Here is a 20,553-nt window from a genome sequence, read left to right as displayed (position 1 = left end):
TGATTCACAGACTCAGGTGGCACTTTTGTTCAAATTTTTAAAAAAAGCACGCGACAAACAAGCGGCACAAAGAGACAGAAACACGTTTCAGACGGATCACGGGATTCTGGTGTTTGAACATACCAGCGAGGTGATCCAGGCGGAAAGACGGCTCAAACAAAGCGGGTGGGATGTCCGGGTCATGGGGCCGCCCCCGGAGATCCAGACCGGGTGCGACCTGGTGATCGTGTTTCCCTTGATCGAGCAGCTGGAGATCGTCCGGCTGCTCGCCGCCAACAACAATGAACCGCTCCAGGTGGTGCCCGTGACGGACCCGCTCCTGGAACCGGTGAGCCTGTTCCAGACAAAGGATTTTGGTGATTATCTCATGATCCGGGCCGCCAACATGAAAATCACCGTGGACAAACAGACCCGGATCATCGTCAATATATCCGGCGGCGGATGTCCGGACGTGCCCTGGCTGGCCGGGGTGATGGTGGGACAGCAGCTGGATGCGGCACCCGACCCCCTGGAAATCGGCCATACCCTGTGCGGATACGCCCTGGGCCTGGCCTGCAAGGAGATGAAACGCCAATGCTTGCCATAGTTGGAACCGTGCCGGACAATGACTTCGGCCTGGCCGAAGGCCGGGTGGCGCTGGAAACAGACCATCTTCATATGAACGGCAGAACCATCCCCGTGAACCGGGGCACCCCCGCCCTTTTGGGTGCGGCCATCCAGACCCTGGCCGTGTTCGGCCACGCCCCGGTTTTCGGGTTTCTGGCCGGGGATACTGGCAAGGGCCGCGGCAGCAGAAACTTGTATGAACATCTTGTCGACAATGTTTCTCTATCCGGCATCCACACCCTGGTCTTTCATTACCTTCAGCCGGACACAGACTGGCACAACCGGGTCCTGTTCCGGCTCCAGGACCTGGAAACCGCCCCCATCCTCATCGCCGATGCCGGATTCATGTATGCGGCCAAGATGAGCGGGGCGGCCCCGTCTTACGACCTGTTCACCCCGGATGCCGGTGAACTGGCATTTCTGGCCGATGAAACCGCACCCCACCCGTTTTACACCAGAGGCTTTATCCTGCACACAGACAACCCCGTCACTGAACTGGTGGACCGGGCCTATGCCCATGACAACGCGGCCCGGTATCTGCTGGTGAAAGGGGCCGTGGATTATGTCATGAACCGGCAGGGAGAACTGTTCCGGGTGGAAGGCCCGTCCCACGAAGCCATGGAAGCCATCGGCGGCACAGGCGACACCCTGACCGGCATTGTCTCCGCGTTGATCAGCACGGGCATGGCCATCCCGGAAGCCGGATTTGCCGCAGCCAAAGCCAACCGCATGGCAGGACAGTATGCCTCCCCCACCCCGGCCACGGGCATTGACGAGATCATCCGCCACATCCCCCGGGCAGTGGAAACGGTTTTGAATCAGAAAAGATATTTATAAAATTGCTTTACCTGACAAAAAACATCTGATAAGGAATCAAATCAGCGAAAAAACTTGTTAAAAAGGTCCAATAAAAATAAAAGGTTGATATAACCTGTCATGGCCCTGACATCGACACAAATTCCTCTTTCTTCCATCATTCTGGATGAGTCGATTTATCCCAGAAAAGCAGTCGATCACAGGCGGGTGGCCATATTTGCCGAAAACATCCGGGATGGGATTGCCTTTGATCCCATCGAGGTGGAGCCCTTTCCTGACAAACCTGGCTTCTACCGCCATCTGGACGGGGTACACCGATGGAACGCCTACAAGGCAACAGGCGTGGAAATGGTCACCGTCATTATCAAAGATCTGGCCGGGGATGATCCCCTGCTGTATGCGGCAGCCAAAGCCATCGGCCCGAAACAGTTAACAGAAGAAGAAGCCAGGGACACAGCCCGCCGGGCATATTCAGGAAACCCCTGTCTCAGTTCTGCGGAGATCGGAAAGGCCGTGGGGCGGGCCAGACGGACCGTGGACGGATACATCGCCGATCTCCGCGCCGCCACCCAGATGGACACTGACATCAAGATATTGTGCATGCACAGCCTTGGCATTCCCCAGGACCGGATGGCAAAGCGGCTGGGATATGCCAGAGAGGTGGTTCGTGACCATTTGGCGGAAATGGCAATATTGCCAAATCCGCCAAATGCCGATTTATCCCGGGGATTCACCGTGGCCCAGGTGGCTGAAAAGCACGGTTGGCCGGAGCCCCTGGTCTGGTCCCTGGCCCTGGATGGCAAAACGGATCACGACCGGTTCAAGGCACTTGGCTGGGGATTTAGGACCTGGGACCAGTGGGAATTCAATGACTGTGACAACCGGTTTGGGGATGACTGGCCCGGCCGGATCCCGGCCCAGCTGGTCGCCCATATCCTGCGCTATTTTTCACAGCCGGGGGACCTGGTCCTGGACCCCATGGCCGGGGGCGGCGTGACCCCGGACACCTGCCTTGCCATGAACCGCCGGTGCTGGGCCTTTGACATGGAGGACCGGCCCGATACCCGCCCGGAAATCGAACCCTTCACATGGGAGATCTCTTCAGACCAGGGACTGTCCTGGCCTGTGAGCGCCAAGGGAAAACCGGACCTGGTCATCTTTGATCCGCCCTACTTTGACAAAAAAGCCAAAGATTACGATGAAAAAAGCATTTCCGGACTGTCCAGAAACGATTACCTGGATTTTCTGGCGGCGTTTTTTACCCTGCTGAAACACCATGTCAAAAAAAAGACCCGGCTGGCGTTTATCAATGCGGACTGGCGGGATTTTCAGAGCACCCCGGCAATGGATGAAAAACACAAGGGCGGCATTCTCATCGACGATTACCTGGAGATCCTGAACAAAACGGGATGGTATCACACCCATATCATCCAGGCGCCCATGTCATCCCAGCGCTTCAGCGCCGGCATCGTATCGGCCATGCAGAAAAGCAACATCCTGGGGGTGACCAGCCGGTATGTGATCGTCCTGAACCAGCAGGGTATGGGATGATGCAACTTCGGTATTCCATGCCGGTGGAAATATCTGAGGAGAATAAACAGAGACAATATGATATTTTTTAAATTGCTTTACCTGAGAAATTACATCTGATATGGAATCAAATCAGCTATTGAGGCGGTATACAGATCTGGGTTTGCTTCAAAGTCTTTTGGCATCCAGTTTGTTATTGAAAAAATTATGATATCCAAATTAGCTCAACCACTTGTTCGGCAGGAGAATGAATTGAAGCTTTCCAACTGGTTCAAAATTCCTTGGTGGATACTAATCACCGGTTTCACTGGATATATCTTTTACTCTCGATGGGGATACATCTCAGAAGGAAAGTCAGCGCCTGTTGATATCTTTATCTTTTTGGTTTTAGTGGCACTCTTGCTTGCCCCAATATTTCAAGAGGTATCATTATTCGGCCTTAAGTTTAAGCAAGAAGTCGATAAGCTGAAAGAACATGTTTCCACGCAACTTGCCATATTCAAGGCCGATATCCAAACTGTCATTTCAAATAGCGTAAATACAAGCGTTACAGTGTCATCAGGGACCCCACCTACTGATGATCAGCTTCCTAAGATAGAAGAGAAAATCCGAGAAACACTTCGAGAATATTTGGGCGAAACACAATTACCACCTATTAAAGAATCAGTATCCGACTTGCTTACCATTGATAAGAAGACCCAGTTCCTATTTCAGACACGATATCTCATAGAGAAAAATTTGAGGGAAATTACCGCAGCTTTAGGTATACAAGAAGAATATCGAAGACCCATTCCTATATCGAAACTAACAAGTATTCTGATAAACCACGAGCTTCTCAACCCTAAAATTGCACATGCTATTAGAGAGGTATATTCCGTCTGTTCGCCTGCAATTCATGGAGAGGAATACACTGATGCTCAGTTTGAATTTGTAAGGGATATAGGGCCTGAAATAATCCGATCACTTGAAAAACTTAAGGCCGAACAAGGCGTTTGAGTCGACGGCTAAAAGCCGCGGCTCAACTTTAAGTTAGCTGTAAATAAAAGGAATAAGCATGAGACACGGTTATGGAAGAACAAAGATTTTTGCGGAAAGAGAATTGCGAGATTATCTCCAACAAATAAAATCATCTGTAATTCAATCCATCGAGAATGAAAACGACGATTATCTTCTAAATGTTAATGCAAATGACTATATAAAACACAAATTGTCTGAGGCGCATGTTGAGCAGTTAGTGATCCATCAAGACCAAATTTACGCATCATCATCAGAACAGATGATCCCATCAGAATATTTCCCCCATTCATTCTTTGTCCATCCAGGGAAAAAATACAAAAAAGACGTTATTAAATTTCATATACCATTTTCTGGGAACACTGAGTTGCTTAAATGTGCTCCTGGCTCCCGTTTAATGTGGGCTATGGAGGTTGAGCTATCAAATCAAGAGTTCTGCTTCGAAATTATTAACTTTAGCGACGATGCAGAGAGTATCACACGAGAAAAGGATTCAAATATGCGGAGCATTATGCAGCAACTCGGCAATGTGTCCTCCGAGGTGCAACAATATAATTCCAGCATTGAAGCCCAAATCAAGCAAGCCTTTGAAGCACGAAAGAAAAGAATATTAGCCAAAAGTGGTGTTTTGGCATCGTTAGGAGTTCAAATTAAGAAAACTGGAAGTGTGTCTCCAACATTTTCGATTCCTACTCCACAAACAAGGAAAAAAATTTCTGTAAGCAAGCCAGTTGTGAAGGAGGCTGGTTATACCCCGGAACCGACGTTAGATGAAACAACCTATCTTGATATACTAAAATTAATCCATGATGTTGGTAAAGAATTCGAACGTCTACCAAGCCTTTATTCAGGAAAAGAAGAAGAGCACTTACGAGATCATTATTTAATGATGCTTGAGCCCAATTTTCAAGGCTCTGCTACCGGTGAAACATTTAATAAGACAGGAAAAACTGACATTCTTCTGCGCCATGAAGGCACCAACATGTTTATTGCGGAGTGCAAGTTTTGGCATGGGAAAAAAGGGTTTTTAGATACAATATCTCAGTTATTGGGCTATTTAACATGGAGAGACTCAAAAGCGGCTGTGATAATGTTTGTTCCCAACAAAGATTTTACTTCCGTACTTGAAACTGCCAAACAAGTTGTCAGTGAACATCCAAATTATCTTGGTTTTACAAATGCCAAAGATGAAACCTGGTTGAATTATATATTTCATTTAAACGATGACCGTAATAGGCAAGTAAAAATTGCTATCATGTTCTATCACATACCAAAATGATCAGCTAACCATGCAATCCAGCGGGTGCGACAAGAAGTCGCTTTTAATAATGTTGGGCTTGACCCAACCTGCTGTATTACCAGCAGTTTTCAATTCCGGCATGCATTACCAGTAATGGTTTTGTGTGAAGCCCGGATGACAATGAAGCCCTTGGCGTTATGCCAGGAGAGAGAGCCGTGAGGGGACCTCAACTCTGGGAGCATCAATCCGGATGGGAGCTATGAACGATGGTATGCGTAACATATGTGAACTGTTAATAAACGTCGTTATTTTAGACAGGCCAAAGATGCTGACAGGCCTGGACCAAAACGGTAAGAGGTATGGATGGAGCGTTCCGTTGTCGCTTCACGTAATCTATGATCCCTCCGGCGGATAGACAGACGCTAACCCATTGGGTGTTAAAAGTGGAACTTGGTAAGCCCGTATTTTCCCTTCGAAAGAAGGACAGCTGATCGCAAGATTGGCTTATGGGGATGCGGGTAGAGGAACGCTGGAGAAAGCGAATGCTGATCTGTAATGGATCAGATACGGGTTCAAAATTTGCCCGACCATGAAAATGGGCAGACTTCCGGCATGGTGTTGGATCACGTGAAACGATTTGAAATGGAATAACCGTATTGGTGTGGATAGATGATATCATTTTATGATGTTGACGGCCGTATGGGCTTGAAGAATGTGTGGGACCTTATTGATTGGGACAAGCACAGGCTGATAGTATCCCGTATACAGACGCGTATCGTGAAGGCAGTTAAGAATGGATTAAAGCAAACGGCACGCGGCCTTCAACGGCTGCTGTCCAACTCGCTTTCGGCAAAGCTTATCGCCATCAAGCGGGTGATATCCAATAGTGGAAAACGAACCCCGGGTGTGGACAATCTATTAATTGATACACCCCGAAAGCGATGGGAAACGCTCAAGAATCTTAATCTTCCCGAATATAAGGCAAAACCGCTGAAACGCATTTACATCCCGAAAAAGAATGGTAAGAAACGACCATTAGGCATACCGGCCATGCATGACCGGGTGGAACAGGCCCTTGATTTACTGGGACTTGATCCGGTATCTGAAACCACTGCTGATCATCATTCCTATGGATTCAGGAAAGTGCGTTCGGCTCAGGATGCCATGGGAGCTATTTATAATGCGCTGAGACGGAAAGGTAGTGCTGACTGGATTTTAGAGGCAGATATCAAAGGCTGTTTTGATCATATTGACCACAAATGGTTGAATGAGAACATCCCGATGAACAAGAAGAAATTAAAACAATGGCTCAAGTGCGGTTACCTTGAGAAGCATACGTTTAATTCAACAAATGAAGGGACTCCACAGGGAGGGATAATTTCACCGACGCTTGCAAATATGGCACTTGACGGTATTCAGGATCTCCTTGCAGATAACTTCAGGAAAACTGATAAGATTCATTTTGTCAGGTACGCGGATGATTTCATTATAACGGGCCGTTCCCCGGAACTGCTTGAAACCTGTGTCAAACCTTTGATTGAAGGATTTCTTAAAATAAGGGGTCTTGAATTGTCAGAAGAAAAAACCATGATCACACATATTGATGATGGCTTTGATTTTCTTGGCTTTAATGTCAGGAAATATAAAGGCAAACTTCTGATAAAGCCGTCTAAATCCAGCATCAAAAACATTAAAGCAAAAGTCAGAGACTATCTGAATGCCAACAAGACCAGGCGAACCGACGTTGTAATTGCCAAACTGAATACCATCATACGCGGTTGGGCAAATTATTATAAACATGTCGTCAGTCGGAAAGTATTCGGGGACCTTGACCATGCATTTTGGCAAATGACATGGAAATGGGCCAGGAGAAGGCATCCAAAAAAGTACAAAGGATGGGTTAAAGGCAAATATTACCGAAGGATCAAAGGTCGAGACTGGCGATTCATGGAAAAAGGTAATCCTCAACCCCTGATTTTATTAGGCCCGACCTGGCTCATCAGGCATATAAAGGTTAAAGCACAGGTCAATCCATATGATCCTGTATGGGAGGACTATCTCAAAGCTCGTTGGAAACGAAAACAACTGTCGGGTGTGGCCACGCGCCTTATCAATGCTTGAGCCGGATGAGGTGAAAGTCTCATGTCCGGTTCTTAGGGGGCTTGGGGCTGGCAACAGCCCCCGGCCACCCGACAAAACTAAGGCTGCGGCCTATTTTCCGCTGATCGCAGCCGTTCACATAGGGAGAACCGCTATGAACGAGTCGATAGAGAGCAAGATAGAGAGATTTATTCAATTTTATGAAGAGATGATCTTGGGTGCGATGGCAGAAAGTAATCTCCGTAACCAAGCCATTCCCTCAAAGGTCCTACTATGCACAATAATCGATTCGCTGGCCAAAAGCCGTTTTCCTGAAATAAAAATAAACAGCCAACGATTTAAGCAAACAGTAGAGGAACTCGGCGGTTGGGCTGAGTGTAACCATATCAGTCTCTTGCACCTTAAACGTGCTTTAGATATGCAAGTGGAGACCAGTGAGCGATTCTCTGATCTTCGGAACTGGACGGATTCAGCCATAGTAGCCCGATTTAAAGTATCTAATAGGCTTCTTTCGGTGACAATGCCCGTATCCAGGGACCCTAAGCCCGAGGAGGTCAATAGCTGTTGGCCAGTGAGTGCCACGGGGCAAAGAGAAAAAATTGGGGACATCTTGTTCGAAATGCTACAGCACAAACACTTGCTCTGGCTTTATCGTAACAATCTTGTCCATGAGTACAGAATTCCCGGTAGGGGATCAGAACTTGGCTTAAAGGATAGCCAGGAACCCTGTTACCGTCAAGTGGCACAAGTTGAGTCAGTAGACTCTGAAGCTGGATTGGTGTTTTCGAATAGATTTGAACTCCTATATCCAACTGCCTTTTTCCGAACGTTGGCTGAAACAGTATTACATAATGTGGCGCAACATCATTTGGGTGCTGAAACAAATCCGTTCCTGGCGTTTTCAGATGGAAGTTATTGGCTTCCAAGGTTTAACGAAGATGGTTAACAAGCACGTGCATTTGAAAACCTACGCGTTGCTTCGATTCCAACTGACGTGGTCGTTATTTAAAAAGAGACTGGAGTTGTAGATGGAAGAAAAACACTGGATTGATTATCTGACGGCTATTAGTTCTTTGGCTACACCAATACTGGTGTTGTTGCTGACCGCCGTTGGGTGGAAATATCGTCAATCAATGGAAAGAAAAATCAAACTTGAGGAAAAGCTTCGAGATGACCGAATCGAGATATATAATAAGATCCTTGAGCCATTTGTTATCTTACTGATGTCAGACGCAGCATGGAATTCAAACCCGAAAAACAAAAATAAGGATAAAAACATAATAGCTACAAGCCAAATGTTGTCTCTTGAATATCGCCAGGTATCTTTTAAATTATCTCTAATGGGTTCAGATGAGGTCGTCACTTCGTTTAATAATCTGTTTCAGCACTTTTATAATCAAAGCGAAGAAGAACAAAAGGCGCGTACAAAAACCAATTTGAAGGGAATGATGGTTCTTTTAGGTACATTTTTGTTGGAAATAAGGAGAAGCATGGGGAATGAATCCACTAAGTTAGATAATTGGGCAATGTTGGAGTGGTTCATTACAGACGCCCGCAAAATGAAAAAAAGTGATTATGCATAACATTCGGGTCAACCTGCCCACCAAAGCGGTGCGCCTATCGGCTTACCACTTTGGCGGGCAGGTTGCCCTTAACGTTCGGTCCCCCAGATGGATGGAAGGTTGTATGAGACCCGGAATGAAAAATAAAAGTTCAAACGTTTTCGATATCCTCAGCAACTATTTCTCAATAGTGGACAGTGCGCCAATTGGCGGGGACTCAATCTTTGCAGACGAAAATTCAAAGCAAAGGCATGAATCAATTCTGATGTACGCCTTTAGGAAGTATCAAGCCAGTTGCTATCATGTCGAAAATGTTAAGCGGTTTTTGGACGATGACTATAGTAGCTCGATTTCATCTGATTTCTCAAGTCCTGAATTGCTGCCGGACAATGGAGTGATCAAGACTTCGGTCACAAAAACAGCAGACCATTTCATCTATGAACTTGCTGCCTTCTTCGAGGCAGTCAAAAGCGCATTGGATTTCATTGCTACCGCCTGCAGTGAGTATCTGAAGGGCACGACAACTGACTCAATACGATCATTTATTCGCTCTGTAGATAAGAATTCCAAGCGCGGATATGTTTATAATGTCACTCGAAGGCATATTGTCTGGCTCAAAAAAGTTCGAGAATACCGTCACCATTTAGTACACAGAATGGTTATTACAACATCCACCGGCCAAGAGAACCATAAACGTGGAAAGATTGTCAAGCAAGTCAGGCACCCTGTGGTTGTTCCTGAGAAAACGCCATCATATTTCCCTGATACACGATATTCGAGAATGATGCAAGAAGAGCGGGATCGTCTCGATTGCACATTTTCTGAAAGCACTGTCGAGTATCCAAACGGAACCAAAGAGGTTGTTGATTTTTCAATTGAATATAGTCCCTCAAAGGGGTACGTGGAAATCTCTGAACTCATGAAATTGCATCTTCACCAATTTGAAGAATTCTTTTGCGATATGATTTCAGAAATAAAAAAAATGAAATTCCTAAAGTATGATTGAGAAAAAAATAACCGAACCATTTTTTTCACCTGAACGGTGAAAAATACGTTAACAAAAATCAGAATGGAGTATGGAATACTTAAGAAGAATAATCGAGAAAAATCAATTTATTTATTTCGGGCGTGCTTTCACTGTAGAAGGATTCAGCAATTACCAACCCATCGGTCTGAAACTTTATTACTAAAAGGCGGATTAATGCACTTGAAAAGACGTTTTCTTAAACGAAGCTGGTTTAAAACATTTGGACTGTGTGTGGTGTTTTACATTGAATATTCCAGCAAAACTCATGAAGATGAAGAAACAATGAATATTACTTTTTCCAGGGAAAAATTTTTCAAATAGGCTAAGAGGCGCTGAAATGATAGATGAAATCGATCTGACAAAGTTAGTTCCCAATTTCAAATCAATTTTGAATGGTTTTCCGCAAAGTGCGGAAGAATTGAGTGCCTGGTTTATTTTAATTCTTCTAAGCCTTTTTCTGATATTTTTATTTTTGTCGATTATCAAACTGCTCAAGGCTTTCTTTCGGATAAAATGGTTGCGCAAACTCTTACTTGGACATAATGCTGAAACGATAGCAGAAAACAGGTTGGATTTTTTTGAAAATGCTCAAAAAGCGATACATGGTGTCGGACATTTGTGGTTGGAGTTTGATAAAACTTTAATCGAAGGAGAAAGGAACGGTAAGGTCTGCCTGTTTAATACATATGATGCCTCCTATTTTTTTAATTCGAAAACATTAGCCCCCGGAATTTCTGGCAGCCGTCTCACTGCAGCGGTTCCGGGCTTTTTAACTGCAATTGGTGTAATAGGGACTTTCGTAGGTCTCCAACTGGGTCTCGCACAACTGAATATTGCAAATGATGTCTCCATAGAAGAAATGAAAACAGGGGTTGCCGGTGTTATCAATGGTGCTAAGCTTGCCTTCATGACCTCTGTTTGGGGGGTTATGCTCAGTGTTATTTATAATTTCATTGAAAAAATAATTGAGAGTGGAACAAAACGGAAAATTATTCGTTTGCAGAATATGATTGATGGGCTGTTCAATCGAATCAGCCCGGAAGAGCAGCTGCAATGCATTGCAAATGATGGCAGGCAATCCCGCGAAAGTCTTCAGGGGCTTGCTGAAAAAATCGGAGACAAAATGCAGGAATCTTTATTCCAGGCAACCCAGGGATTCCAGTCCAGTATAGAAGCCAGCCTGGAAAAAATCATGGCTCCGGCAATCAATAAATTAGTTGAAGAGACATCTGATGGAAATCAAAAGGCATTAGAGAACCTGTTGGAAAAATTTATGGATAAGTTTGGCGCTGAAGGCAATCAGCAAAGACAGGCAATGGATGATGCCTCTGAAAAAATGAATACTTCTTTATCATCTTTCGGGACTTCAATGCACGCCTTTCTTGAAAAACTGGAAGCTTCCCAAAAAAGCGCTGCCCAGAAAGAAGAAGAACTGGCTCAAAACATTTCGGCTCAGATTAAATGGTTGGTTGAAAATACAGACTCCCAGAACAAGCTTCTTACACAATATATCAATAACACACTCAGTGACCTTACGGACAAATTAAATGACAGAGATAATATCTTAGCCGATAGAGAAAAAAAACGGGGAGAGGAATTTATCAATCAAACAAATGCAATGAAACAGGGGACATCAGAGTTGCTCGAACGTATTGACGATGGATATAAAACGCAGTTCAAAGAGATAAAAGAGTTGCTCAACCAAGGACAATCCCTTCAAAATACTGTAAAGGATACAGTTTCGGCAAATTCACAAGCTACTGAATCTTTAAATGAGGCGGCTTCCGAATTACATTCATCGGTCGGTAAATTAAAAGTTTTTGGTGAACTGATAAACCAGGCCGGAGCAAAACTGTCAGACACTGTTGCAGACGCTGTGGCAAGCACTGAGGTTCTTGCAAGAGAAAATCAGGCCAGCACATCAGAAATCAAACAAATATTCAGCCAGATCCTGGAAAGCGCCACGGAATTTGATATGCTCATCCAAAAAATGAAGAATCTGGTCGATACGGCAGATAAAATATTTGAACAGCTGGATGATCAGCAACATTCCTATCTTGCACAATTAAAACAAAATGTGGAAGAGTTGGCCGTTAAAATGAGCAACATGCTCCAGGAGTACGCTTCTCAAGCCAATGGACAGACAAATCAACATCTTAAAGTTTGGGCAGAGGGTACAACACAATATGCTGCCACGATGAACAAAGCAGTACAAGCCCTTTCAAGTGTTGTAGATGAAATCGAAGTGAAACTGGGCAAAGAATATGTTTAAACGTTATGCCCGGCCCCAAAATCCAGTTGATGAGGAAAATCTTTACTGGATATCTTTTTCCGATTTGATGTCAGCCCTTCTTGTTGTTTTTATTTTGGCTGCAATCGCGTTGATCATTGAATTAACCCAAACTCAAAAAATAATTCAACGGGATATTGAGGAACTGCGAAATGCGGAAAACGCCAGAAGGAAAATTTTATATGAAATTAAAGATGATCTTGCATCTCAAAACATCATAGTAGAAATTGCTGATAATGATACCATATTAAGAATTCCTGAAAGCACACTTGCTTTTGATTCCGGTTCCGATGAAATCCCTGATGACGAGGATATCCAAAGATCTGTCACCGCGATAGGGATGGCGTTACACCAGGCCATTAACAAACCTTTCAGCGATACAAACGACAAAATGCGTTTCAAATATCTCGATACAGTTTTTATTGAAGGCCATACAGACAGTGTTCCATTGAACAGGATGAAAGGTAACTGGGGTTTATCCACTTATCGGGCCATTTCTCTGTGGGAATACTGGGGGCAACATCTGGAGCTATCACCCAATTTCAATGACATGATGAATGCATTTGGGCAAAAATTATTCTCAGTAAGCGGGTATGCAGATTCCAGAAGGGTACAGACGGTGGAAGACACCCCTGAACAACGCCGGCGCAATCGTAGAATAGATCTGCGTTTTACTGTCAAAAGGCCATCTATTGTTGAATTGGAGAATATTGCCGATCAATGAAACCAGCTTCTTTGTTGATAAATCGTTTGAAAATCACCATAGCAAAGGATCCCTTTGCGCCTTATATTACAAAGTTCAAAAGTCTTGAAAGCCGATTGTCTCATTTAGCGAAAAAAGCAGGGACTGAAAACAAAAAGTTCAACCAGGCCCTGAATTCAATAGTTGATGCCGTCCGCAAAAATAAAGATTTAGAAGCTGAACTGAATTCTCCAATAAAAATCAGGGCACTTGCCGTTTCCTTGGATACAAGTTGTGCCGACCAAATCAGTCTGACACAAAGAATTTTGAATAAAATCGATCAACTGAGACCGATACCGAGTACCTTGCTTATCCAGAGTATTTTTCAATATTACCTTCAACAGTATGACAGATTAAATGACCCGGCCGCTGTTTCAAAATGGCTGATAAAATCATTGCCGAAAAGGAATCTGAAAAAGAATTTTCACGATTCGTTATTAAGCCTGAATGGTGCCAAATGGCTTGCGAATGAAGCGATTCGCAATGATCTTGATTTCAAAGACATGGTGATGCATTTAGAGCTGGATCGATATAGTTCCGGCAGATTCATGACAATCGCCAAAAACATTTACTTCATCGAACAGCTGGAAAAAATCCCATTGAATCAACCCCACAAATTATTGATAGAGGCTCAGAAACAATCGGTTTGCGATTCGATCTATGATAAATCCTATCTTGTAGGTCATAAAATTCTGCAAATTTTAATAAGAAGAGCTGCCGATACAAAAATTCATGACAGTTGGCTCAATGTAATCCTGTCTATTGCCGGAGATCCAAGAGTCCCGAAAAATCACCCTTTATTCCAAAAGTGGTGGAATATGCTGGATCATAAGTATCATGAGCTTGTTGTCGCCTGGCTATCTAAATTGGACCTTCGTCTGTTCTTAGAGGCACTCAAAAATTATTCAAACCTGTCCGGAAAAAACGATTTAAAAAGAATGTTTCCATCCCGTAAAAAATTTCTGGAAGGGCTGGATGATAAAAAACTGATTTCACGTACCCGGCTTTATCTTTCGAAAAGTGCAGAACGATACTTGAAAAATAACTATAAACCGGAACATTTGCCTTCGTATTCAATTGTCAGCGATGGCAGCAGATCCCTGATATATGTGCAGTTAATCAATAATCAGGCGCACATGATAGAAGGAAGCCATAGCTGCTATTTGTGGATTTACAAGCACCTTCACTCTTCTGCAATTGTTTTCGATCCTGTAAATGACCTTGTTTCATATAATGATTTGACCTCCGGAATGAATCAAGAAATGGCTGAAAAAAGATGCGAAGCTGTGGCACAGATTAAACATTCACCTTCTAATTTCAGGTGGCAAAAGAACGCGTTGGAAGCGCTGCGAAATCTGGGTGTGGCTATATCTGCTCAAGATGTATTGTCACAGAAAGATTACAGATCTTTCAAGCGATTATTCGGGGTGATGTAAATGAAGGTGAAAGAGTGGTTTCATATACTCCGGGCAAACGGCAAAAACGAAAAATACGCCGTCCTGCCAGATCATGAAGGCTTGAATTTTCATACAACAGCAGCCCTTTCTGAAGCAATTAAAAAAGGGGATGCAGGGGTATGGATCACCCATCAGCATATCGCTCTGACCATGTTGGCTGAACAGGGGAACGCAGAGGTTATACCCAATGGTTTTATTGTCCCAACTGAAGTTGCGGTAAATTTAGACACCAGTTCTTGTGAGTCCCTTTGTCTGCCTCCCCGATGGAACGGGATGATGGATGCCGAGATAAAAGGGCAAACCAGAAACAGCCATTTTTCTGTTACCTTGAAACTTGAAACGGATGAAGGTCGATTCACTGCTACTTATCAAATAATCGGCCCTGTTTTGAAATTTACAGAAAATCGACAATTTTTGTTGTCCCCCGCCCAAAACATTATTTTCAATGCTCTTCAAATCCATGCCAAAACCGAACAGACTGAATATGACAACCTGAAGCTGCTGTTTGCACTGCAAAAAGCCCAGGAATGCGGAGCAAAACTGAACCTGAAACAATTCAACAAATTGAATATTAAAGTGCCTGAAACTATCACGGTTGAAGCCGAACTTGATGAAAACGACAACTTGATATTAACCCCTTTTATGGGGCAAGAAGCCAGCTCAGAAAGAATAAACAAGGTTTTGGGACAACTGCAGTCTGAAACGGCAACTGCATTGAGAGTTGACAATGAAATTATTTTGTTCGATGAACGAAAATTAAAAGCAGTGCATGAAATCCTTGAAAACAGAACGATTCCAAAAAGCAAAGTTCAGGATTTTTTAAAATCTCCAACTGCTTTTATCGATGCCAGTCTGGTCGATCTCGATCTTGGTTTTTCAGCAAGAGTCAAAGGGGTGACTGTTTTTAAACATGCATATTTCGGTGACTCTGATGGTTCCGGTATAGACTGGTTTGCAAGTTCTCATTCAGCAGGTGAAATATCCACTTTCAATCAGTTGGCCGAAAAAATTCAAGACAAGGAGGCGTACGAGCAATTAAAGACGACTATAGCAGATGCTCAAAAAACGGGGGCACAGGAAATTGATTTTCTTGGAAAAACGTATAATATACCTTCCCCTGATGCTGTTTCAAAAGCATTGAAAAAAATTGAAAATAAAATCTCGAGCCCCATAGTACCTGATGATTCTTTTTCTTCAGATGAAGATGATAATAATCAAGACATTTCCGATTCTCCGGAATCGTCTGTTGTCACTGTTGTAGATATCGATCTTAACGACGAACAATTAGACATCTCTTCTCCAGCTGTTAAAAAAGCGACTGATGAAATCCTTTTTCCAGCCGAAAAATTAACCTGGGACAATTACAAACGCCAACCCTATCCACACCAGTTGATTGGTGTACAATGGATACTTGGATTATCAGAAGAAAGCAGCGGCGGTATACTGGCTGATGATATGGGGCTGGGCAAAACATTCATGGCATTGTCTGGAATTGATCACATCTATAAGCTGAAATCACAGACAGATTCGAAAAAAAAACCGGCTCTTATCGTTGCACCTCTCAGCCTTCTTGAGACCTGGAAAGATGAGGTAGCCAAAACGTTTATCAAATCCCCATTCAAATCAATCATCATTCTTCAGTCAGAAGGGGATTTAAAAAAATTTCGGTCTGGTAACATCGAAATCCGAAATCAAACTCAAGATGATAGTGAAAACAGAATCAAATACTCTTTAAAAATTGGCAGGAATTTTGGTTATGACCGCCTGGATTTGCCTGAAAGACTAGTTATCACCACGTATCAGACACTTCGGGATTATCAGTTTTCCTTATGCCAGGTTGAATGGGGAATGGTGGTGTTTGATGAGGCTCAGAACATCAAAAATCCCAATGCCATCCAAACCCGTGCTGCCAAGGGGTTAAATGCAGATTTCAAGCTGTTGGCAACCGGCACCCCAGTGGAAAACAGTCTTGCGGATTTCTGGTGCTTGATGGATACAGCCTGTCCGGGTCATCTGAGCAATTATCAATCGTTCAGAGAACAGTACATAACGCCAATCGTTCGAGCTGCAAGCGATGAGGTTGATGAGATTCGTGCCAGGGTGGGACGAGAACTCAGGATCAAGGTAGGCGCATTGATGTTGCGAAGGCTCAAAGAAGACAATATCCAGGGTCTGCCTGATAAAAGAATTTATGTCGGCATAGAAAATCAGGAATGGTCATTTTTGAAACAGCTTAAAAAAATTCTGTCTGGATATCAGCTTAAAGCGTATAACGCGACTTTGGACTCCCGGGCTCAAGCGGAAGGCATGGAAATTATTGGTTTGCTGCAGAAATTGAGGGATCTGTCACTTCACCCAAGATTGGCTGACAAAGGGCAATTAAACATTTCCGGCAAAAAAAATCAGTTGCGATCATTGTTTGATGAATCTGGAAAAATGCAAAGCCTTATCGAAGTTCTCGAACAGATCAGGGGTCGAAAAGAAAAATGTATCATATTTCTGGTCAATAAACGGTTGCAGCAGTTTTTAAGTCAAGCCTTAGGCGTATGGTTCGGTTTAGGTCCTCTGTCAATCATCAATGGCGACACAAAGGCTGTGGCAAAAAAAGTTTCAGTACCAACACGAACAAGCATGCTCTCAGATTTTGAAACAGTTGAAGGGTTCAATATTATCATTATGTCTCCAGTTGCCGCCGGGGTGGGATTGACTGTTGTCGGCGCAAACAATGTCATCCATTTTGAACGCCACTGGAACCCGGCCAAAGAAGCTCAAGCAACCGATAGAATCTATCGGATTGGCCAAAAAAAAGATGTAAACATATATATTCCAGTCCTGCATCATCCTGAATATGAATCCTTTGATGTCAACCTCCATCGTCTATTAAATAAGAAAACTTCTCTAAAAGACGCGGTTATCACGCCTGAACAGGTTTTTCCGAATCCCGAAGGGTTCAATGTGACATCTTTTGTCGAAGATCATCAGATTTCAATAGACGATATCCATAAAATTTCCTGGGAACAGTTTGAGTCCTTATGCTGTTTGCTCATTGCGAAAAAATCAAATGCAAATGACAAATGGTTGACAAAATCAGGCGCAGACTTTGGGGCTGATGCATTAGTCCTCGGCAGCACAAATTACCTGATTCAGTGTAAACATAAAAATACAAAAAATGCCATTTATGACGGATACAAAGCGGTGACAGATGTTCATTCCGCAAAGATAAAATACGACAATGCTTTAGGAAAGACGTTCTCAAAATTATTGTTCATGACCAACGCCTTGAAATTTTCAGCCAGAACCCGAGAAGCAGCTCAGGAGTACAATGTGGAAATTCATGGCCAGAATGAATTAAAACAAATGCTTGAAGCCTATCCTGTATCGATAAAGGAGATATATTCGTTTTTGAACAAAAAAAGGATGGGAATATGAAATGTGTTAACCGTTTAAGAAATTTTGGATCGTGTGGTTTGAATGGCGAGAAAATGACTCCAACGATATCGGATTTTACCATTTTCAAAAACACCGGAGCTGAAATGGATGGAGGCAATCCATGACAGGATTCAACCCGATATTCACCATCACCAACCGCATGACATCCGCCATCACCCGGATTGAGCGCGCCCGGGGTTTTCTGGAGGCCGCAAGGTTATCCGACGACTGGGTCAGGGATATGGGAAACCAGGCCCTGATCAAAGAGGCCCATCATACCACCCATATCGAAGGGACAAGGCTGACGCTGGATCAGGCGGAACGTTTGTGGAGAGGTGAAACGGTCCCTGAAGCCGATCCGGATGATACCAGGGAGCTGTTGAACTACAGGTCTGCGTTTGAATTTGTATCCGAATGCCTGGACAGCGGAGATCCCATTACAGAAGCAATGATACGGGAAATTCACCGAAAACTGGTGGAGGGTGTTCGAGGCGGCAAAGCTGATCCGGGAAACTATCGGCGGATTCAGAATTATGTGGCTGATTCATCCACGGGCGAGGTTATTTATACGCCCCCATCTGCCGTGGAAGTGCCGATCATGATGTCTGAAATGGTCACATGGCTGAATTCGGATCTTGAGATTCACCCGGTGTTAATCAGCGGGATTGCCCAGTTCCAGCTGGTCCATATCCATCCCTTTCTTGACGGGAATGGCCGGGTATCAAGGTTGTTGTCAACGCTTTGTCTTTACAGGGCCGGGTATGATTTCAAACGGCTGTTCACGATCAGTGAATATTATGACCGCGACAGACCGACTTTTTATAAAAAAATTCAAAGTGTTCGTGAGAACGGCATGGATATGACGGGATGGCTGGATTATTTTATCACGGGCCTGGAAACCCAGATGATTGAGGTCAAAGCGCGCGGCGAACAGGTCATTCGCCGGGATGTGCTGACACAGAAACACCTTCTGAACGAAAGACAGGCCAAAGCCATTGAATACCTGCTTCAACATGAGAGACTGACGATCCAGGATTATAAGGCACTGTGTCCGGAGGTAAATCGGCGCACCTTACAGCGGGATCTCAAAACAATGATTGAAAAAGAACTGATCGCCAGTGAAGGCGCCACAAATCAGCTGGTCTATCGGTTGAAGGCATGAACTTGTGACATCTTGTGACAAAAACTTGTGACAGACTCATGCCAGAACTTGTGACATCAACAAGATCATGCTGACGGCGGGTCCGCACTGAAAATCCCATAACCTGCCCAGACGGGCTAAAGGCACGACCTAAGCATCTCCCAGGACCGAATTAATCGGTGAGCTGTTTAACAGAAAGCGTGTTGTTCTCAATGGCCAGCTGTTGCTCCGTTGTGCCACTGACTCTTTAAAATCCGAGTGAAAATTTTATAGCCCGTCCGACATCAACCATTTTGGCCGGAGGAAGGGCGGTAATCAGAGCGCCGATTTTCCCTCGGGAAACCGTCTGCAAATGGTCACAATTGACAGCGCAATTGCGGGGCATGCCGTCAGCAGCCGAAAGAAACACTTCGGACGGTATATCACGGATTGTACTTGTCACAGGTGCCACGGTGACTTCACCAAGATATTCCAGTACGGAATTTCGTGTAAGGATAAGCACCGGTCTTTTTTTATCAGGATTTACAAACTTGTACCAGCGAATTTCACCCCGTTTCATTCATCCCCCCAGGCATGCTCTTCTTCCCACACAGAAAACTCGTCCGCCGCAACCGGTTGCTTCGCATAGCCTTGCCGGTGCTTTTGCTCCAGCTGCTCAACATTATAGCGAGACAGAGCCTCACGAAGTGCCTTTCGCGTGAACGCCGACCGGGTTGTGCCAAGCTGTTTTGAAATACGGTCAACTACCTGGACAAGATCGTCATCAAGGGTCATCTGGATTGTTCTCATGGCGCACCTCCATAGTGTGGATAATAATAGCTATTATAATCCACACGATTGCGTATGTCAAGTCCAGGTTGACCCTGGCAAAGTGACTGTTCCTCATCCAAAGAAGGATCTCCCTGTTGAAACACTTCGAAGTCTTTACCGGCAGGCGGGTTGGCAATGGAGGTGAAACTATGAAATACCCGGTGGTTATCCACAAAGATGAAAATTCAGATTATGGGGTGACGTTTCCTGATTTACCGGGCTGCTTTTCCAGTGTACTGGTTCTTAAGTTGTCTGATTTTTCCATGGTCGAACCAGCGCCGGCCTTTCCCGGTCAACCGATAGCGCTGGGTCGGGTTCTGTTCGGCCAGCACGGTGTAGCGGCCGATGGTTTCGCTGATCCCGGCAACCAGATTCACAATCGCCGGAGTGAGGATGTATGGCGGTCGATAAACAGAATTCATCATCCACCCACCCTTGCCATAACGGCATTCAACATTTCTGTCTGTTTGGCGATGCCGTCGGGTGCGGCAAAGGCGGTGTCGAAGTGCTGTTCCAGCAGCTGGGCCGTCTGTTTATTCATGACTGCCTTTCTGCCGCAACATGGCGCGTCCTTTATCTGTGAGACGGTATTTCAGCCATCAGTTACTTCTTACTCTGCTCACCTTTTATGGCCATCAGCAGGCTTCTGACTTGCCCTGCGACTTGCCCTGCGACTTGCCCTGCGACTTGTTTTGACTCTGCCCCTGACTCTGCCTTGGTCCCGACTTGTCCGAAGACTTGAGCCCTGGCTCGGAAAGTGGCCGGCCACGTTGGCTCTCCTCAAAAATC

At 44.6% G+C, this 20,553-nt stretch carries 18 protein-coding genes and 1 pseudogene; 16 read left to right on the top strand and 3 right to left on the bottom strand.

Features of this window, described 5'->3' with window-relative positions; all coding sequences use genetic code 11:
* The first annotated feature begins 16 nt into the window (after positions 1-16).
* The 14 genes from K365_RS0102685 to K365_RS0102605 all read left to right on the top strand — a co-directional run bounded on the left by K365_RS0102685 (position 17) and on the right by K365_RS0102605 (position 18,975).
* On the top strand, positions 17-586 hold the full coding sequence (locus K365_RS0102685; protein WP_337833233.1) for a putative Se/S carrier protein: 570 nt from the start codon (positions 17-19) through the stop codon (positions 584-586).
* Positions 574-1,443: an NAD(P)H-hydrate dehydratase gene (locus K365_RS0102680; RefSeq protein ID WP_024333393.1), complete on the top strand. Its 870-nt coding sequence runs from the start codon at positions 574-576 to the stop codon at positions 1,441-1,443. Before K365_RS0102685 ends, K365_RS0102680 begins: the two co-directional genes overlap by 13 nt.
* A 99-nt stretch (positions 1,444-1,542) precedes the next feature.
* Positions 1,543-2,973, top strand: a complete 1,431-nt coding sequence (locus K365_RS0102675) for a DNA methyltransferase (RefSeq protein WP_024333392.1) — start codon at positions 1,543-1,545, stop codon at positions 2,971-2,973.
* A 231-nt stretch (positions 2,974-3,204) separates the two neighbouring features.
* The gene (locus K365_RS0102670) at positions 3,205-3,948 is read left to right on the top strand and encodes a hypothetical protein (RefSeq protein ID WP_024333391.1); all 744 of its coding nucleotides are present in this window, start codon (positions 3,205-3,207) and stop codon (positions 3,946-3,948) included.
* A 58-nt stretch (positions 3,949-4,006) separates the two neighbouring features.
* Positions 4,007-5,245 (top strand): hypothetical protein, encoded by a 1,239-nt coding sequence (locus tag K365_RS0102665; RefSeq protein ID WP_024333390.1) that lies wholly within the window; start codon positions 4,007-4,009, stop codon positions 5,243-5,245.
* 630 nt (positions 5,246-5,875) lie between these two features.
* Entirely contained in the window at positions 5,876-7,327 is a 1,452-nt protein-coding gene (ltrA, locus tag K365_RS0102655) for a group II intron reverse transcriptase/maturase (RefSeq protein ID WP_024333389.1), read from the top strand.
* A 133-nt stretch (positions 7,328-7,460) separates the two neighbouring features.
* The gene (locus K365_RS0102650) at positions 7,461-8,252 is read left to right on the top strand and encodes a hypothetical protein (RefSeq protein ID WP_156887670.1); all 792 of its coding nucleotides are present in this window, start codon (positions 7,461-7,463) and stop codon (positions 8,250-8,252) included.
* Between the two features lie 82 nt (positions 8,253-8,334).
* Positions 8,335-8,889: a hypothetical protein gene (locus tag K365_RS0102645; protein WP_024333387.1), complete on the top strand. Its 555-nt coding sequence runs from the start codon at positions 8,335-8,337 to the stop codon at positions 8,887-8,889.
* 115 nt (positions 8,890-9,004) lie between these two features.
* Entirely contained in the window at positions 9,005-9,874 is an 870-nt protein-coding gene (locus tag K365_RS0102640) for a hypothetical protein (protein ID WP_156887669.1), read from the top strand.
* Between the two features lie 358 nt (positions 9,875-10,232).
* Positions 10,233-12,167 carry an anti-phage ZorAB system protein ZorA gene (gene zorA / locus K365_RS0102630; protein WP_024333385.1) on the top strand — a complete coding sequence of 645 codons (1,935 nt, stop codon included), beginning with the start codon at positions 10,233-10,235 and terminating at the stop codon, positions 12,165-12,167.
* Positions 12,160-12,909 (top strand): OmpA/MotB family protein, encoded by a 750-nt coding sequence (locus tag K365_RS0102625; protein ID WP_024333384.1) that lies wholly within the window; start codon positions 12,160-12,162, stop codon positions 12,907-12,909. The genes zorA and K365_RS0102625 overlap by 8 nt, the downstream gene beginning before the upstream one ends.
* A complete protein-coding gene (locus K365_RS0102620; RefSeq protein WP_024333383.1) occupies positions 12,906-14,363 on the top strand; it encodes an EH signature domain-containing protein in 1,458 nt (485 codons plus the stop codon). Before K365_RS0102625 ends, K365_RS0102620 begins: the two co-directional genes overlap by 4 nt.
* Positions 14,364-17,813, top strand: a complete 3,450-nt coding sequence (locus K365_RS0102615; RefSeq protein WP_024333382.1) for an SNF2-related protein — start codon at positions 14,364-14,366, stop codon at positions 17,811-17,813.
* 121 nt (positions 17,814-17,934) lie between these two features.
* Complete coding sequence (locus tag K365_RS0102605) at positions 17,935-18,975, top strand: Fic family protein (protein WP_024333381.1); 1,041 nt, start codon at positions 17,935-17,937, stop codon at positions 18,973-18,975.
* Positions 18,976-19,201: 226 nt separating this feature from the next.
* On the opposite strand, the gene K365_RS0102600 is transcribed toward K365_RS0102605, so the two are convergent.
* Positions 19,202-19,513, bottom strand: a complete 312-nt coding sequence (locus tag K365_RS0102600) for a type II toxin-antitoxin system PemK/MazF family toxin (protein ID WP_006964181.1) — start codon at positions 19,511-19,513, stop codon at positions 19,202-19,204.
* Entirely contained in the window at positions 19,510-19,743 is a 234-nt protein-coding gene (locus K365_RS0102595; RefSeq protein WP_006964182.1) for a ribbon-helix-helix domain-containing protein, read from the bottom strand. Before K365_RS0102595 ends, K365_RS0102600 begins: the two co-directional genes overlap by 4 nt.
* Between K365_RS0102595 and K365_RS29290 the strand changes: the two genes are divergently transcribed.
* Positions 19,742-19,909 (top strand): type II toxin-antitoxin system HicA family toxin, encoded by a 168-nt coding sequence (locus K365_RS29290; protein ID WP_156887668.1) that lies wholly within the window; start codon positions 19,742-19,744, stop codon positions 19,907-19,909. The two genes, K365_RS0102595 and K365_RS29290, sit on opposite strands and share 2 nt — an antisense overlap.
* A 4-nt stretch (positions 19,910-19,913) precedes the next feature.
* Positions 19,914-19,961, top strand: a pseudogene (locus K365_RS29285) (hypothetical protein); the annotation flags it as partial.
* Between the two features lie 15 nt (positions 19,962-19,976).
* Here the strand turns inward: K365_RS29285 and K365_RS28615 are convergent.
* Positions 19,977-20,189 (bottom strand): hypothetical protein, encoded by a 213-nt coding sequence (locus K365_RS28615; RefSeq protein ID WP_024333380.1) that lies wholly within the window; start codon positions 20,187-20,189, stop codon positions 19,977-19,979.
* Positions 20,190-20,553: the final 364 nt, after the last annotated feature.

The sequence above is a fragment of the Desulfotignum balticum DSM 7044 genome, assembly GCF_000421285.1.
Lineage (GTDB): Bacteria > Desulfobacterota > Desulfobacteria > Desulfobacterales > Desulfobacteraceae > Desulfotignum > Desulfotignum balticum.
This window is presented reverse-complemented; position numbering and strand designations above follow the sequence as displayed.